Annotated in this window: 14 protein-coding genes; 8 read left to right on the top strand and 6 right to left on the bottom strand. The window is 62.5% G+C overall.

The features are described from left to right. Positions 1-243: 243 nt before the first annotated feature. Together HCF10_RS14950 and HCF10_RS14945 are read right to left on the bottom strand one after the other, a co-directional pair. Positions 244-1,647 (bottom strand): MFS transporter, encoded by a 1,404-nt coding sequence (locus HCF10_RS14950; protein ID WP_145337591.1) that lies wholly within the window; start codon positions 1,645-1,647, stop codon positions 244-246. A 154-nt stretch (positions 1,648-1,801) separates the two neighbouring features. Next, entirely contained in the window at positions 1,802-2,323 is a 522-nt protein-coding gene (locus HCF10_RS14945; RefSeq protein WP_145337590.1) for a GNAT family N-acetyltransferase, read from the bottom strand. Between the two features lie 209 nt (positions 2,324-2,532). Here HCF10_RS14945 and proP point away from each other — a divergent pair, with 209 nt between their 5' ends. Continuing rightward, the gene (gene proP / locus HCF10_RS14940; RefSeq protein ID WP_131696096.1) at positions 2,533-4,035 is read left to right on the top strand and encodes a glycine betaine/L-proline transporter ProP; all 1,503 of its coding nucleotides are present in this window, start codon (positions 2,533-2,535) and stop codon (positions 4,033-4,035) included. Positions 4,036-4,087: 52 nt separating this feature from the next. Next, on the top strand, positions 4,088-4,594 hold the full coding sequence (locus HCF10_RS14935) for a GAF domain-containing protein (RefSeq protein ID WP_145337588.1): 507 nt from the start codon (positions 4,088-4,090) through the stop codon (positions 4,592-4,594). Here HCF10_RS14935 and HCF10_RS14930 read toward each other — a convergent pair. Beyond that, complete coding sequence (locus HCF10_RS14930) at positions 4,569-5,492, bottom strand: AraC family transcriptional regulator (RefSeq protein WP_167655854.1); 924 nt, start codon at positions 5,490-5,492, stop codon at positions 4,569-4,571. The genes HCF10_RS14935 and HCF10_RS14930 overlap by 26 nt on opposite strands. Before the next feature lie 165 nt (positions 5,493-5,657). On the opposite strand from HCF10_RS14930, the gene HCF10_RS14925 reads away from it, so the two are divergent. Then, positions 5,658-6,680, top strand: coding sequence for an alpha/beta hydrolase (locus HCF10_RS14925; RefSeq protein WP_167655853.1), 1,023 nt, complete (start codon positions 5,658-5,660; stop codon positions 6,678-6,680). A gap of 361 nt (positions 6,681-7,041) precedes the next feature. Then, entirely contained in the window at positions 7,042-9,651 is a 2,610-nt protein-coding gene (locus HCF10_RS14920) for a bifunctional diguanylate cyclase/phosphodiesterase (protein ID WP_167655852.1), read from the top strand. On the opposite strand, the gene HCF10_RS14915 is transcribed toward HCF10_RS14920, so the two are convergent. Next, a complete protein-coding gene (locus HCF10_RS14915) occupies positions 9,608-10,429 on the bottom strand; it encodes an AraC family transcriptional regulator (protein ID WP_167655851.1) in 822 nt (273 codons plus the stop codon). The two genes, HCF10_RS14920 and HCF10_RS14915, sit on opposite strands and share 44 nt — an antisense overlap. Positions 10,430-10,526: 97 nt before the next feature. Here HCF10_RS14915 and HCF10_RS14910 point away from each other — a divergent pair, with 97 nt between their 5' ends. Both HCF10_RS14910 and HCF10_RS14905 read left to right on the top strand, forming a co-directional pair. Then, positions 10,527-11,738 carry an MFS transporter gene (locus HCF10_RS14910; RefSeq protein ID WP_167655850.1) on the top strand — a complete coding sequence of 404 codons (1,212 nt, stop codon included), beginning with the start codon at positions 10,527-10,529 and terminating at the stop codon, positions 11,736-11,738. Between the two features lie 109 nt (positions 11,739-11,847). After that, positions 11,848-13,023 carry a GGDEF domain-containing protein gene (locus HCF10_RS14905; RefSeq protein ID WP_145337584.1) on the top strand — a complete coding sequence of 392 codons (1,176 nt, stop codon included), beginning with the start codon at positions 11,848-11,850 and terminating at the stop codon, positions 13,021-13,023. Here the strand turns inward: HCF10_RS14905 and HCF10_RS14900 are convergent. Both HCF10_RS14900 and HCF10_RS14895 read right to left on the bottom strand, forming a co-directional pair. After that, the gene (locus HCF10_RS14900) at positions 13,005-13,448 is read right to left on the bottom strand and encodes an MAPEG family protein (protein WP_131696088.1); all 444 of its coding nucleotides are present in this window, start codon (positions 13,446-13,448) and stop codon (positions 13,005-13,007) included. The genes HCF10_RS14905 and HCF10_RS14900 overlap by 19 nt on opposite strands. Further along, complete coding sequence (locus HCF10_RS14895) at positions 13,441-13,746, bottom strand: DUF2834 domain-containing protein (RefSeq protein ID WP_131696087.1); 306 nt, start codon at positions 13,744-13,746, stop codon at positions 13,441-13,443. The genes HCF10_RS14900 and HCF10_RS14895 overlap by 8 nt, the downstream gene beginning before the upstream one ends. 83 nt (positions 13,747-13,829) lie before the next feature. On the opposite strand from HCF10_RS14895, the gene HCF10_RS14890 reads away from it, so the two are divergent. Together HCF10_RS14890 and HCF10_RS14885 are read left to right on the top strand one after the other, a co-directional pair. Next, entirely contained in the window at positions 13,830-14,615 is a 786-nt protein-coding gene (locus HCF10_RS14890; protein ID WP_167655849.1) for a helix-turn-helix domain-containing protein, read from the top strand. Positions 14,616-14,671: 56 nt separating this feature from the next. Further along, positions 14,672-16,378, top strand: a complete 1,707-nt coding sequence (locus tag HCF10_RS14885) for an amidase (RefSeq protein ID WP_131696085.1) — start codon at positions 14,672-14,674, stop codon at positions 16,376-16,378. The last annotated feature ends 77 nt before the right edge of the window (positions 16,379-16,455 follow it).

Raw genomic sequence — 16,455 nt, 5'->3', positions numbered from 1 at the left:
TTGGTCAGCCAGACCTGGGCACGCGCGTTGTAGAAAAGGCGCTTGAAGGAATGGGTCTCGACACAACGTTATGGGTGATTCGACGGACCTGTGGCGAGCGGGCTTGTCCCGCGTTGGGCTGCGCAGCAGCCCCAAAACCAGGCGCAGCGGAGTGTCTGATGCACCGCATTCGTCTTTATTAGGGGCGCTTCGCACCCCAACGCGGGACAAGCCCGCTCGCCACAGAGGTAGTGGGGTCTGGGTTTACAGGTCAGTGATTTCCTTGTGGCGCGGCACCAGCGTCTTCATCACGCTCCAGGCCACCAGGTACGCCAGCGCGCAGATCGCGAACATGATCATGTAGCCGGTGTGAATATCATTGATGGACTTGTAGTAGTCGAACACCCAGCCGCCGATCTTGGTCATCACCACGCCGCCGATACCGCCGGCCATGCCGCCAATGCCGACCACCGAGGCCACGGTTTTCTGCGGGAACATGTCGGACACGGTGGTGAAGATGTTGCACGACCACGCCTGGTGCGCCGAGGCACCCACGCCGATCAGCAATACCGGCACCCAGAAGCTGATGTAGCCCAACGGCTGCGCCAGCAACACCACCAACGGGAACAGCGCGATCACCAGCATGGCTTTCATGCGGCCGTCATAGGGTGCGTCGCCACGGGCCATGAAGTAACTGGGGAACCAGCCGCCGCCGATGCTGCCGACCATGGTCATGCTGTACAGCACGGCCAGGGGCATGACGATATCGGCGCCTTTCATGCCGTATTGCGCCGACAGGTAGGTGGGCAGCCAGAACAGGAAGAACCACCACACGCCGTCAGTCATGAACTTGCCAAAGGCAAACGCCCAGGTCTGGCGGTAGGTGAGCAACTTGAACCACGAGACTTTCTTCGCCGCCGCACCTGCGGGGGCCGCAGTCAACGGCTGCGCGCTCTGGTCGCTGCGGATATAGGCCAGCTCTTCGGCCGACAGGCGTTTTTGCTGCTCCGGCTTTTCATACACCGCCGCCCACACCGCCACCCACACAAAGCCCAGCATGCCGATGACCATAAAGGCCGCTTCCCAGCCCCACATCCCGGCGATCAGTGGCACACAGATCGGCGCCAGGATCGCGCCGACGTTGGCGCCGGAGTTGAAGATCCCGGTGGCCAGCGAGCGTTCTTTCTTGGGGAAATACTCGGCGGTGGCCTTGATCGCAATCGGGAAGTTACCCGCCTCGCCAATCGCCAGCACCGCACGGGACAACATGAAGCCGGCGATGGACACCGGGATCACCGCCAGGCCGATCGCACCGCTGAGCGCGGCGATGCCCTCGCCCATCGGCACCGAGAACGCATGCATGATGGCGCCGGTAGACCAGATCGCAATCGCGATCACGTAGGCGGCCTTGGTGCCGATCTTGTCGACAAACCGACCGGCGAAGAGCATGGAAATCGCATACACAAACTGGAACACCGCCGCGATATTGGCGTAATCGGTGTTGCTCCAGCCAAATTGCGTCGACAACTGCGGCGCGAGCAGGCTGAGCACCTGACGGTCGAGGTAGTTGACGGTGGTCGCGAAAAACAACATCGCGCAGATGGTCCAGCGATAGCTGCCTACCGCTTGGCCAACGCGCTGGGCGTTGATGGGCTCGATCAAGTTCATGGCATCACTTTTTATTTTTGTTAGGTAGGACATATGTAACGTCATATGTCGTCGTACAACTGTGGCTTTTATATCGGGCTACCTACCCGCTGTCAATGTGAAAAGTTACGGCTTTTGCAGGCTATCCGACGGATGTGAAAAGTGTCAGGTGCGGCTAGGTTGTAGGACGACAAACGCGCATGACCCGGCTCGGCGCTTTGCCGGGCACATCATCGAGTACACCGAACGGCTGCATGCCGACCTTCTCCAGCACGCGGATCGACGCCGCGTGGTCAGGGCGCACCAGGCCGAACACTTCCGGCAATCCGAGGGTGTCAAACGCCAGCGCCAGGGCATCGCGTGCCAACTCAGTGGCGTAGCCCTGCCCCCAGGCCTCCACCGCGAAGCGGTAGCCCAGGTTGATGCGCGGTTGCGTGAGGTAGTTGAGCGGCGCAATACCGCCGAAGCCGATGATGCAGTCCGGGGCTTGCTGATGGGCAATTGCCCACCAGCCATAGCCGTGGGTGGCCCACTGTGCGATCCACTGGTCGAGCAAGCGCTGGGCAGCGGACAGACTGGGCATGGGGCCCGAGGGATTGAAGAGGTTGGTCTGCGGGTCGCCGAAGATCGCGAACAATCGCTGTACGTCACTCGGGAGTGGCTGACGGTAGATAAGACGCGAGGTGGTAGCCGGCATCGGGATCATTCCTCTTTAGAACTGTGGCAAGCCCGCTCGCCACAGGGTAGGTGCTCACCCCGAAAACCCAGGCGATTGCTGGCAAACTGCGCCCCAAGCAAAAAAACGCAAATAGTGGTGAATTATTTCATGTCCGCTTGTATCTGAACTGACAGAGCGGTGCCATTGCAACGATGGCACCTCCCCTGTTCTGTTTTAGAGTGGTCCGCATGAAATTACGTAAGAAAGGCGTCAAGCCCATCGGTTTGAAAGACATCACCATTGTTGACGATGCCAAGATGCGCAAGGCGATCACCGCCGCCGCACTGGGTAACGCCATGGAATGGTTCGACTTTGGTGTCTACGGGTTTGTCGCCTATGTATTGGGCAAGGTGTTCTTCCCCGACGCCTCGCCCAGCGTACAAATGATCGCGGCACTGGGGACCTTCTCCGTGCCGTTCCTGATTCGTCCCCTGGGCGGCCTGTTCTTCGGCGCGCTGGGCGATAAATACGGACGCCAGAAAGTCCTCGCCGCGACCATTGTGATCATGTCGCTGAGCACCTTCGCCATCGGCCTGATTCCCGGATACGCCTCCATCGGCATCTGGGCGCCGATCCTGTTGCTGCTGTGCAAGATGGCCCAAGGCTTCTCGGTGGGCGGTGAATACACCGGCGCCTCGATCTTCGTCGCCGAATATGCGCCGGACCGCAAGCGCGGCTTCCTCGGCAGTTGGCTGGACTTCGGCTCCATCGCCGGTTTCGTGCTCGGTGCCGGCGTCGTGGTGCTGATCTCCAGCGTGCTGGGCGAAGCCGACTTCGAGGCCTGGGGCTGGCGCCTGCCGTTCTTCCTGGCCCTGCCCCTGGGCATGATCGGCCTCTACCTGCGCCATGCGCTGGAAGAAACCCCGGCGTTCCAACAGCATGTCGAAAAGCTCGAACAGGGAGACCGCGAAGGCCTGACCCATGGCCCGAAAGTGTCGTTCAAGGAGATCGCCACCAAGCACTGGCGCAGCCTGCTGACCTGCATCGGGATCGTCGCGGCCACCAACGTGACCTACTACATGCTGCTCACCTACATGCCCAGCTACCTGTCGCATAACCTGCACTACAAAGAAAACAGCGGCGTACTGATCATCATCGCGATCATGGTCGGCATGTTGTTCGTGCAGCCGTTCATCGGTTTTGTCAGCGACAAGATCGGCCGCAAGCCCTTCATCATCGCCGGCAGCATCGGCCTGCTGTTCCTGTCCATCCCGGCATTCATGCTGATCACCAGCGGCAAGATCGGCCTGATCTTCGCCGGCTTGCTGATCCTGGCCATCGTGCTTAACTTCTTCATCGGCGTCATGGCCTCCACACTGCCGGCGATGTTCCCCACACACCTGCGCTACAGCGCGTTGGCCAGTGCGTTCAACGTTTCGGTACTGATCGCCGGTGTCACCCCCACCGTCGTGGCCTGGCTGGTGGAGAGCACCAACGACCTGTACATGCCCGCCTACTACCTGATGGTGTTTGCGGTGGTCGGCCTGATCACCGGCCTGACCATGAAGGAAACCGCCAACAAACCCCTGCGCGGCGCAGCACCGGCGGCGTCGGATATGGCAGAAGCGAAGGAATTGCTGCAGGAGCATCACGACAACATCGAGCAGAAAATCGAAGACATCGACGCCGAAATTGCCGAACTGGAAGCCAAGCGCCAGAACCTGGTGCAGCAGCATCCGCGTATCAATTAAGACCTGACCAAGCGTGGCGGCAAGGGCCGCCACGCCACTGGAGTGTTCAACCATGCTTCCAAGCTTCACCGCCGCACACGCGTTACTCAGCGCCGACGAACGCGCTGCCATCGCCGAAATCGAAGCCACCACCAGCATCCTGCAATTGGTCACCCGCCTGACGGGCATGCGCTTTGCTGGCATCGCCAAGTTCACAGACCTGGAATGGATCGTCTGCTCGGTGCACGACACTGCCGACATGGGTATTCACGTCGATGACGTGCTCGACCTGGAAACCACCCTGTGCAGCGAGTTCTGTATCAACCCCCAGACCTTGTTCATCCCGCATGTCAGCGACAATGGCCGCTTCGCCTCACGCCCGGTGGTCAAGCAATACGCCATCGAGAGCTACGCCGGCGCGCCGATCTTCCTGCCTGACGGCCGCCTGTTCGGCGCACTGTGTGCGCTGGATTCCCGGGCAATGCTGTTTGACGACCCCAACCTGCCGGAAACCCTCAGCCTGTTTGCGCGGCTGATCGGCTGCATCTTCTACGCTAACTTGACGCCCGCGGATCAGTGACAGGCGCCTTGCCGCGCAGCGCGGCCATATCGCGCTTGGGCGGCACGCCAAACAGCCGGCTGTACTCGCGGCTGAACTGCGACGGGCTCTCATAGCCGACCTTGAACGCCGCGCTGGACACGTCCCGGTGCTCGTTCAACATCAAGCGCCGCGCCTCGTTGAGGCGCAGCCACTTCTGATACTGCAACGGGCTCATCGCCGTGAGTTGACGAAAGTGATGGTGAAAGGTCGCCGCGCTCATCTGCACGCGCGCGGCCAGTTCTTCCACGCGCAGAGGCACGTCGTAATTGAGCTTGAGCCAATCGATCGCCCGCGCAATCCGATAACCCTGCCCGTCCACGGAACAGATCTGGCGCAATCGGCCGGCCTGGTCGCTATGCAACAGCCGGAAGTGAATCTCGCGCTGGATCAAGGGCGCGAGCACCGGTATCGCTTCGGGCTCATCAAGCAATTCAACCAGGCGCGCAAATGACGCGAGCATGGCGCCGGTCACGACACCAATCCCCACGCCTTTCATCACCGCCCGCTCCCGCGTTGGCGGCAACGCCCCCTGGGCGATCAGTTCGGCGAGGATGCGCAGGTCCAGCTTGAAGGTCAGGCCCAGGCACGGGCGAGTCGGGCTGGCCACCAGCACTTCAGAATTGGCCGGTATATCCAGCGACGTGACCAGGAATCGTGCCGTGTCATACGGGTACCCCTCGCCGCCGACCCACAACCGCTTCTCACCCTGGGCAACCAGCACGATGCTCGGCTCGACCATGCACACCACGGGTGTCGCGGGCTGCTCACGCCGATAAAAGCCCAGGCCGGGGATGGGCATGGGGTAGTCGCCGGGTACGCAGACCCTTGAGCCGATGGCGTGGACCAGCACGTCCAGGGGCGTTTGATTGATCTTCATAAAGGGCCCTTTTCTCTGATCGCTGGACTTTACCCCGACCGGCCCGCTTGCGTCCCCGGCAACCCGACAGACTCAGAGGATCAGGCAAGTAATCCAGTGGAACGCACTACAGAACCCTGGGCCACGCCGGGAAAATGTGCCGACCCCCTTCTCAAGGATCCATCCATGAAAAGCCTCTTGCTCACCCTGAGTCTGCTGGTGATTTCGTTCTCTTCTCTGGGAGCCGACATGTCCAACGGTGCAAACAACTTCTACACAAGCGACAAGGTGACCGTCGAAAATGTCACCTTCAACAATCAATACGGCATGCCGGTGGCGGGCAACCTGTTCGTGCCCAAACAGCTCGCCCCGGCCTCGAAAAATGCCGCGCTGATCGTCGGCCACCCGATGGGGGCCGTCAAAGAACAGAGCGCCAACCTCTACGCCACCAAAATGGCCGAACAGGGCTTTGTCACTTTGTCGCTGGACCTGTCGTTCTGGGGCGAAAGCGCAGGCCAGCCGCGCAATGCGGTGCTACCCGACCTCTACGCCGAAGACTTCAGCGCCGCCGTGGACTTCCTCGGCATCCGGCCGCTGGTCGATCGTGAGCGCATCGGCGTGATCGGCATCTGCGGCAGCGGCAGCTTTGCCATCGCGGCGGCCAAGATCGACCCACGCCTCAAGGCCATCGCCACGGTCAGCATGTACGACATGGGCGCCGCCAACCGCAACGGCCTCAAGCACGGCATGACAGCGGAGCAACGCCGGCAGGTGCTGGTGCAGGCGGCCAACCAGCGTTACGTGGAATTCCAGGGCGGCGAGACCCTATACACCAGCGGCACGCCGCTCAAGCTGACCGGCAACCCGATTGGCGATGAGTTTTTCGATTTCTACCGCACACCGCGAGGCGAAGTCACACCGGCCGGCGCCTCGCCGCAGACCACCACCATGCCCACGCTGACCAGCAACGTGAAGTTCATGAACTTCTACCCGTTCAACGACATCGAGACGATTTCGCCTCGCCCGCTGTTGCTGATTGCCGGTGCCGATGCGCACTCCCGCGAGTTCAGCGAAGACGCCTACAACCGGGCCGCCGAGCCCAAGGAGCTGGTGATCATCCCGAATGCCGGCCACGTGGACCTCTACGACCGGGTCAACCTGATCCCCTTCGCCAAGCTCACCAGCTTCTTTAAAAGCAACTTGAAGTGATCTCGATAAATCCTCACGCGCCCCGCTGGGGCATAGGCTTTGGTTCAACGCTGAACGCCCAGCAGATAGGGCTGTTGTGGCGAGCGGGCTTGTCCCGCGTTGGGGTGCGAAGCGCCCCTGATGAAGACGAATGCGGTGTATCAGACACTTCTCTGCGCCTGGTTTTGGGGCTGCTACGCAGCCCAACGCGGGGCAAGCCCGCTCGCCACAGGAAGCAGATGCAGGAGTGGAGCGAGTACGGCGACAGCGTTCCGGTGAAGCCAAACCCTCGGGGGCGCACGGCGCTGAAGCGCTAATTATTTTGCCCAGACAGCCGATACCCAGGCATATCCCCTACTTGCAGCGACGTCCTGCGGGAAATATGCCGAACTCTCTCGCCCCCATTGTGCGCAAGCTCTCCAATCGCACCAGCCTGTCGCTGGCACGTACATCGCTGTTCAATTTCGTGGCGTTGCTGGCCCTGGTCTTTGCAGCCGCCGCCTACTCCCTGGTGTACCTTGCGCGCGAACTGGACCATTCCGAACAGGAGGAAAGCGCGTTCTATACCCGCAAAGCCATGCAGTCCCTGGAAAAATCCCTACGGGTGACCGTCAAGGACTACGCCTTCTGGAGCGATGCCTACAAGCACCTGCACATGACAGTGGACAGCGATTGGGCCTACGCGCGCGGCAACGTCGGCGCCACGCTGTATCAGGACTTCGGTTTCCAAGGCCTGTTTGTGGTCAACAACGATAATCGAACGGTTTACTCGGTGATCAAGGGCGAGCAGCAAAGCATCGAGCTCTCGCAGTGGCTCGACCAACCCTTGACCGAGATTATCGAGCAGGCGCGTGCCGGGGCTGAAAACGAAACACCGGTCACGGCGTTCATCAATGTACGCGGCAGCCCGGCACTGGTGGCCGCCGCCGCGATCACGCCCGGCACCGATCCTACGGTAGAGCCCGATGGCCGGCCTGCCTCGGTGTTGATCTTCGTCGACGTCCTCAACAGCGCCAAGCTGAGTGCAATCGGCGCTGACTTCGGCGTGGGCAAGCTGCATGTGGCCACGCCCGACGACATCGGCAAGACCCTGGTTTTCCCTCTGGGCGATAACGGCGCGGCCGGCAGCCTGCGTTGGGAACCTGCGCGACCCGGCCTGCGCTTGATGAGCGTAGGCTTGCCGCTGCTGGGGCTGGCCGCGCTGCTGGTGTGCCTGATGACCTGGGTGATTCTGCGCCGCGCCACTGCCGCCGCCCTCGCCCTGGATGCCAGCCACACCTCACTGCTGGACAGCCAGAACGCCCTGGCCACCAGCGAAGCACGCTTTCGGGATGTGGTGGAGGCAAGTTCCGACTGGGTCTGGGAAATCGATGCCGATTGGCGTTTTACCTACCTGTCGGAACGCTTCGAAAACGTCACCGGCCTGGCCCGGCAAGCCTGGCTCGGGGCCGCGATGAGCGACCTGCTGGACACCGAAGCCGGCCTGCTGTCGCAATGGCTGAGCACCCCGGGTCGGCGCGTGGACGTCAGTGTGCAGTGCCGCTATATCGATGCCCAGGGACAGGAGCGCACCACCCGGCTGTCGGCGCGGGAAATGCCCTGCGGCGGGTTTCGCGGCACGGCCACCGACGTGACTGAAGAAGTCGAAGCACGTCGGCGCATCGAGTACCTGTCTCAACACGACGCCCTGACCGGGCTGCCCAACCGCACACGCCTGCAGGCGTTCCTGGACGGCAAACTCAAGGCCCTGCCCAGCGCCGAGCAGCCGCTGGTGATGCTCAGCCTCGACCTGGACCGCTTCAAGCCGGTCAATGACCTGCTCGGCCACGCCGCCGGTGATCGGGTGCTCAATCAAGTGTCCGGCCGCCTGGCCGCCTGCGTGCGCCACGGTGACCTGGTGGCCCGTATCGGCGGCGATGAGTTTGTGCTGATCCTCAGCGATGCAGGCAGCCAGGAGGAAGTCGAAAGCCTGTGCCTGCGCTTGATCGAGTCCATCGAGCAGGCAATCAGAATCGACGAACAAGAGGTGTTTATCAGCGCCAGTATCGGCATTGCCATGGCGCCCACCGATGCCCGCGATGCCACCGAACTGCTGCGCTACGCCGATATCGCGCTGTATGAGGCCAAGGCGGCCGGGCGCAATACCTGGCGCTTTTACTCCGGGGAAATGAATACGCGGATCATCGAACGGCGGCGCCTGGAGAGCGATCTGCGCTTTGCGATCAAGCACGCTGAACTGCGCCTGCACTTCCAGCCGCGCTATCGCATCGCCGACGGGCAGATGGTCGGGGCCGAAGCACTGGTGCGCTGGCAGCATCCGGTACGCGGGCTGATCGCCCCGGACACCTTTATTCCGATTGCCGAAGAATCGGGGTTGATTCTGTCGCTGAGTGACTGGGTACTGGAAACCGCTTGCGCATGCGCGGCGCAGTGGCCGGACACGCTGTTCGTCTCGGTGAACCTGTCACCCACCGAGTTCAAGCGCGGCAATCTGGTGGAGCGCGTGCGCCACGCCCTGGACGCCTCGGGTATCGACGCTGCGCGCCTTGAGGTGGAAATGACCGAAAGTGTCATGCTCGAGGACGCCGTCGGTGCGCTTGAGGTGATGCGCACGCTCAAGCAACTGGGCATCCGCATTGCCATGGATGACTTCGGTACCGGCTATTCGTCCCTCAGCTACCTGCGTGCGTTCCCGTTCGACGGCTTGAAAATCGACCGCAGCTTCCTGACCCGGCTGGAGGAAAGCGAGGATGACAAGGCGATTATCCAAGCCATTGTCGGCTTGGGCCGTGCCCTTGCCCTGACGGTAACGGCCGAAGGCATTGAAACCGCTGAACACCTGGCCATGCTCAAAAGCGTGGCGTGTGAGGAAGGCCAAGGCTACTTCCTCAGCCGACCGCTGGATATCGACGCATTCAACAGCTTGCTGGACGACTACTGCGCCGACGTCAGCGGAAAAAATGACTCGGGGTCTTGCCAAACTGTTTCTTGAACATGCTGGTAAACGCACTCGGGCTTTCGTAGCCCAGCTCCAGGGCCACATCGATAATCTTCTGTCCCACCGCGATACGCTCCAATGCCAGCAGCAGCCGCGCCTGCTGGCGCCATTGGCCGAAGGTCATGCCGGTATCCTTGCGGAACAGGCGCTGGATGGTTTTCTGGTCGAGCGCCAGGCGCTCGCTCCAATCCGCCACGGTGGAGGCATCGCCCGGGTCATCCTGCCACGCCAGGCAGATCTGGTTGATACGCGGGTCGGCGGGCTGCGGCAGCGACAGCGGCAAAGCCGGCAATAGCGCGAGTTCGTCGAGGATCAGGTGCATGATCCGCGCATCGCGGGAGTCTTCGGCATAGGGCGGTTTCAAGCTCACGGAGGCCTTGATCAGCTCGCTGAGCAACGGCGAGATACTCACCGCCTTGGTCTCGGTCGGCAGGTTGGGGAAGCTGTCGGGGCGAACAAACACGCTGCGCATTTTCAGGGCGCCCACGCAGCGCAGGGAGTGCACGTGCCCGCAGGGCATCCAGAAGCCGCGATTGGGCGGCACCGTCCATTGGTTGTGCGCCGAATGCACCACCATCACGCCTTCGGTGGCGTAGAGTAATTGATGCTTTTCGTGGCTGTGCTCGGGTATCACCCAGTTTTCCGGATAATCGGTGGCCGAACTGATGACAGCCCAGTCGCCCTCATCGATCTCCTGCAGAAATTTATCCAGTGATTTGATCATTTCGCCCTTTTTACGATGGTTGCCTCCCGAATTACGCGAGACAGGCATTCTTGGCGAATCTAGCATAAGCTCTGAAACAAATTGAAATGGGCAGCGAGCTTAAGTACTCGCTGCCCCAGTTCGCTGCCTTGTATGGAATGCCTGTATGTCGACCTTGACCGCATCATCTGCTGCCACCTCGAGTCCGCCTCAAGTAAGCCCGTTAGTCATGCGCATCCTCGGCGCCTGTGCCCTGGCGCACCTGATCAATGACCTGATCCAGGCCGTATTGCCGTCGATCTACCCGATGCTCAAGGCCAATTACGGGCTGAGCTTTACCCAGGTCGGCCTGATCACCCTGACCTTCCAACTGACCGCGTCCCTGCTGCAACCCTGGATCGGCTACCACACCGACCGGCATCCCAAGCCGTGGCTGCTGCCGGCAGGCATGGTCTGCACCCTGGTCGGCATCCTGATGCTGGCGTTTGTCGGCAGCTTCCCGGCGATCCTGCTGGCGGCAGCCCTGGTGGGCGTCGGCTCATCGACCTTCCACCCGGAAACCTCGCGCGTCGCGCGCCTGGCCTCCGGCGGGCGCTACGGCCTGGCGCAATCGACCTTCCAGGTCGGTGGCAACGCCGGCAGCGCGTTGGGGCCGTTGCTCGCGGCGGCGATCATCATTCCCTATGGTCAGGGCAACATCGCCTGGTTCGGGCTGTTTGCCGTGTTCGCGATCCTGGTGCTGTATGGCTTGAGCCGCTGGTACCGCAACCACCTCAACCTGTTCAAGCTCAAGCAAGGCGGCAAAGCCACCCACGGCTTGTCCAAAGGCCGCGTGACGTTTGCCCTGGTGGTGCTGGCGGTGCTGGTGTTCTCCAAATACTTCTACATGACCAGCCTGACCAGCTACTTCACGTTTTACCTGATTGAAAAATTCCACCTGTCGGTATCGAGTTCCCAGATGTATCTGTTCCTGTTCCTCGGGGCTGTGGCCGTGGGCACCTTCGCGGGCGGGCCGATCGGCGACAGGATCGGGCGCAAGAAAGTCATCTGGTTCTCGATCCTCGGTGCCGCGCCGTTCACCCTGGCCCTGCCCTACGTCGACCTGTTCTGGACCGCCGTGCTCAGCGTGGTGATCGGTTTTGTTCTCGCCTCGGCGTTCTCGGCCATCGTGGTATTTGCCCAGGAACTGGTGCCGGGCAATGTCGGCATGATCGCCGGGATCTTTTTCGGCCTGATGTTCGGCTTCAGCGGTATCGGCGCGGCGCTGCTCGGCCTGCTCGCCGACAGCCACGGCATTGAGTACGTCTACACACTGTGCTCATTCCTGCCGCTGGTGGGCATCCTGACGATACTGCTGCCGTCGACCAAAGGCGTCTGAACCGCCGATCATCGAATAGCTGTATGCCACTACCTTTTGTGTTCTGAAAACCCTGTGTGTGCGCTTACAATTCCGGTTTAAACGCACACCCAGGCAGACCCGGCACGAAATGACGCTCGACCCTCCTACGATTCTGGCACTCACCGTTGCCCTGGCCGCCGCTGCTGCCCTGTACCTGGCCATAGAATGGCGCAGCGTACGCGAACCTTCGCTGCTGTTCTGGAGCGCCGGTTTCGCCACCATCACCGTCGGTTCCACCCTGGCCCTGCTGCGCATCAATGGCTATTTGCTCATCGGCATCTGGTTTGCCAACGGCTTGCTGGTGAGCGCGCATGTCCTGTTTTTGCTCGGTGTCGCGCGCTTTACCCACGTGCGCCTGTCACCACTGTGGCTGCTGATGCTGGCCGTGTGGCTGGGCATGCTGATGCTGCCGACCGACCTGCCGTGGTCCAAAGCCATGCTCGGCGTGCAGTCGCTGCTGGTCGCACTGCCGACCTTGCGTGCGAGTTTCCTGCTGCGGCCCCACGGCCGGTCATTGAGCATCGGCGCGGTGCAACTGCGTTATGTGCTGCTGGTCCACGGGAGTTTCTACGTGGCCAAGGCGCTGTCGGTGATGATCCCCGGCACCTTGATCGACCTTGCGGCATTCAAGGGCGAGATCATCCAGGTGTCCCTGGTGGAAGGCGCGATGGCGATCATGCTGATTGCGCTGTCGATGACCGGCTCCGAACGCTACCGCCGCGAACAGCAGATCGCCCGCCTCGCCGCCCGCGACCCGCTCACCGCCCTCTACAACCGCCGCGCCCTGGACCTGCGCGCCCCGCGCCTGCTGGCCCAGGTGTCGGCGCAACAACCGGGCGCCCTGCTGCTGATCGACATCGACAACTTCAAGTCGGTCAACGACCTCCACGGCCATACCGCCGGCGACCGCGTGCTGATCGCCTTGAGCGAGATGATTCGCGCAGTCGTGCCCCGAGGCGCGCTGGCTGCACGTTTGGGCGGTGATGAGTTTGTGATCCTGCTCAACCCGGCCTCGACCGAGCAGATCGTCGAACTGGGCAGCAGCCTGCGCGAGCAGTTTCAGCAACTGGCCGCGCAGACGTTCGCCACGCCCGCGCCCGTGACCCTGAGCATCGGCGCCACCCTGTTCGACCAGCCGCCGGCCAGCCTCGCGGCGCTGATCGAACAGGGGGACACCACGCTGTATGAGTCCAAGCGTGGCGGGCGGGATAGCATTCGGTTGGTGGATCGGACGGGGTCTGGTTCCTACAGCGAAAGGTCGTAATTGACCGCCACACTGCACCCCGTCATTGCGCCCAGCCCGAACAGGCACGCCACCCCCAGCCCATACGCCAGCGTGCGCCACGGCTGCCATCCCGCCAGATACATCAGCGTATGGGCCATCCGCGCCAGGGTGAAACCGCCGAACAACCAGGCTGTGGGCGCACCGGCAGTGCCCAGCGCCACACACAACCCGCCGAGCACGAAGAACAACGGGATATTCTCCAGGTCATTGGCCCAGGCCCTGGACGCCCGACTCACCTGGGGTAACTCCACGGGATGTGCAGCACGCTTGAAGACTGCCGCATCTTCGCGGTTGGTGAAGGCCAGCCCGCGAAGCCGGAAAAAACCCTGATAGCAGGAAATGCCAAACATCTTCAGGCACAGCACCAGCACGCACAGGGCGTAGATGTTCAACAGCTCATTCATCCCGAAATCCCTTCAGCACGATGTAGAGCAACGGCCCCACCGAGACGAACACCGCCGTCAGCAAGAAGTACGGCAGCACCGACGCCAGCGACCGTCCCCGCGACCGTGCATCCCGGTACATCCACACACAGGCCAGCACGGCCATCAGGTACAGGTCGGTTACTACCTGCGCGGTGTCCGGGCGCGATACCAACTCTCGTCCGAAGGCCAGCAACGATTGCTCGGCCGTGAGCAGCGTGAACAGGGTGTACAGCGAAAAGCCCAGCAGAGCGGCGAGTGCCAGATAAGGTTTGTGCATGGTCTGTTCCTTGACGTGATCAAGGCCCACCCTAGTGATAAGGTTGCCTTCCTCGCAATGACCTCGGAGGTCATCGTCACGCCATGGATACCCCCGCTACTGCCGGCGAACACTTGCGCCAGCTACGCCGACAGGCTGGCCTGAGCCAACTTGACCTGGCCCTGATCACCGGCGTTTCCCAGCGCCACCTCAGTTGCCTCGAAACCGGCCGCGCCAAGCCGAGCCCAGGTACGTTGCAGCACCTGCTAACCGCACTGGAAACACCGCTGGAACAGTGCAACCGCGTGTTCCTCGCCGCCGGCTTCGCGCCCCGCTATACCGCTACTCCGCTCGCCGCGCCGGCCATGGCTGCGATTCGCGAGGCGGTCAGCCATGTACTGCACGCCAACAACCCGGCCCCGGCGATCCTGCTCGGCAGCCACTGGGAAGTACTGGCGGCGAATGCCAGTACTGGTGTGCTGTTGGGGCTCGTGGGGGTCACGCCGCCAATGGAAGGCCTGAACCTGCTGACCACCCTGCTGCAACCCGGTGGCCTGGGCGACCACCTGATCAACGCCGAAGAAATCCGCACCCTGGCCTGGCAACGGGCAAGCCGCGAAGCGTTGGGCAACCCCGTATTGGCCGCGTTACTGGCGAGCTTGCCCGCCCCCGCCCACGCTGCGCCGCCCGCTGAAATGCCGCCGCTGGTGGTGACCCGCCTGCACTCCAGTCGGGGCGAACTGAGCTTCCTGTCCACCTTCACCACCTTTGGCATGCCCCAGGACATCACTCTCACCTCCCTGCGCATCGAACATCTGATTCCCGCGGACGACGCCACCTGGCAGGTGATGCGTGCCGCCTATGGGGAAAATGCCGCACTGGTTTTGTGAAATATCTGTACGTAGACTGCCGCCATACCTCAACTTAAGGCGGCGAAGAAAACGTCATGCAAGTTACCGAAGTCTCCATTGCCCAATTGCGCGCGGCGCTCGAATCCGGCCAGACCACGGCCGTTGAACTGGTGCACGCTTACCTTGCGCGGATCGATGCCTACGACGGCCCGCAGACCGCTACCGCACTCAACGCCGTCGTCGTGCGTAACCCCGAAGCCCTGAAGGAAGCTGAGGCTTCCGATGCACGCCGGGCCAAGGGCACAACCTTGGGACCACTGGATGGCATTCCCTATACCGCCAAGGACAGCTATCTGGTCAAAGGGCTGACCGCCGCCTCCGGCAGCCCGGCGTTCGCCAAGCTGGTCGCCCAGCGCGATGCATTCACCATCGAGCGTCTGCGCGCCGGTGGCGCCATCTGCCTGGGCAAGACCAACATGCCGCCGATGGCCAATGGCGGCATGCAGCGCGGCGTGTATGGCCGCGCGGAAAGCCCGTATAACGCCGACTACCTCACCGCGCCGTTCGCCTCCGGTTCATCCAACGGTGCCGGCACCGCCACCGCCGCCAGCTTTGCCGCCTTCGGCCTGGCGGAAGAAACCTGGTCCAGCGGCCGTGGCCCGGCGTCCAACAACGGCCTGTGCGCCTACACCCCGTCCCGTGGGGTGATTTCGGTGCGCGGCAACTGGCCGTTGACCCCGACCATGGACGTGGTGGTGCCCTACGCCCGCACCATGGCCGACCTGCTGGAAGTGCTCGACGTGGTGGTGGCCGACGACCCGGACACCCGTGGCGACCTGTGGCGCCTGCAGCCGTGGGTGCCGATCCCCGACGTCGCCTCGGTGCGCCCGGCGTCCTACGCTGAACTGGCGGTCAACACTGAAGCCTTGGCCGGCAAACGCTTCGGCGTGCCGCGCATGTACATCAATGCCGACCCCGAAGCCGGCACCAGCGAAAAGCCCGGCATCGGCGGGCCGACCGGGCAGAAGATCAACACCCGTGACAGCGTCATCGACTTATGGAAAGACGCCCGCCGGGCGCTGGAAGCCGCCGGCGCCGAGGTCGTCGAGGTGGATTTCCCGCTGGTGTCCAACTGCGAAGGCGACCGCCCCGGCGCGCCGACCGTGTTTACCCGTGGCCTGGTGTCCAAGGAATTCCTGCACGATGAACTGTGGGAACTGTCGGCCTGGGCCTTCGATGATTTCCTGCGCGCCAACAATGATCCGGCCCTGAACCGCCTGGCCGATGTGGACGGGCCGAAGATCTTCCCCCACGACCCCGGCACCTTGCCCAACCGTGAAGACGACCTCGCGGCCGGCATGGACGAATACGTGCGCATGGCCGAGCGTGGCATCACCCCGTGGAACGAGATCAGCACCGTCCCCGATGGCCTGCGTGGCCTTGAGCAAACCCGGCGGATCGACCTGGAAGACTGGATGGACGGCCTCGGCCTTGACGCGGTGCTGTTCCCGACCGTGGCCGATGTGGGCCCGGCGGATGCCGATGTGAACGAAGCCAGTGCCGATATCGCGTGGAGCAATGGTGTATGGGTGGCCAACGGCAACCTCGCCATCCGCCATCTGGGCGTGCCTACCGTTACCGTGCCCATGGGCGTGATGGCGGATATCGGCATGCCGGTCGGGCTGACCTTTGCCGGGCGGGCCTATGAGGATTCGGCATTGCTGCGGTTTGCGGCGGCGTATGAAGCCACCGGCAGCAAACGCCTGATCCCGCCGCGCACGCCGCCGCTGGCGACAAACTAACTGATTCACTGTGGGAGGGGGCTTGCTCCCGATGAGGGAGTGTCAGTTGATGCATCTGTGGCTGAACTACTGCCATC

It is taken from the genome of Pseudomonas sp. B14(2022), from assembly GCF_012030485.1.
Lineage (GTDB): Bacteria > Pseudomonadota > Gammaproteobacteria > Pseudomonadales > Pseudomonadaceae > Aquipseudomonas.
Note: the sequence above shows the minus strand (reverse complement) of the source record. Positions and strands in the feature narration are given on the sequence as shown.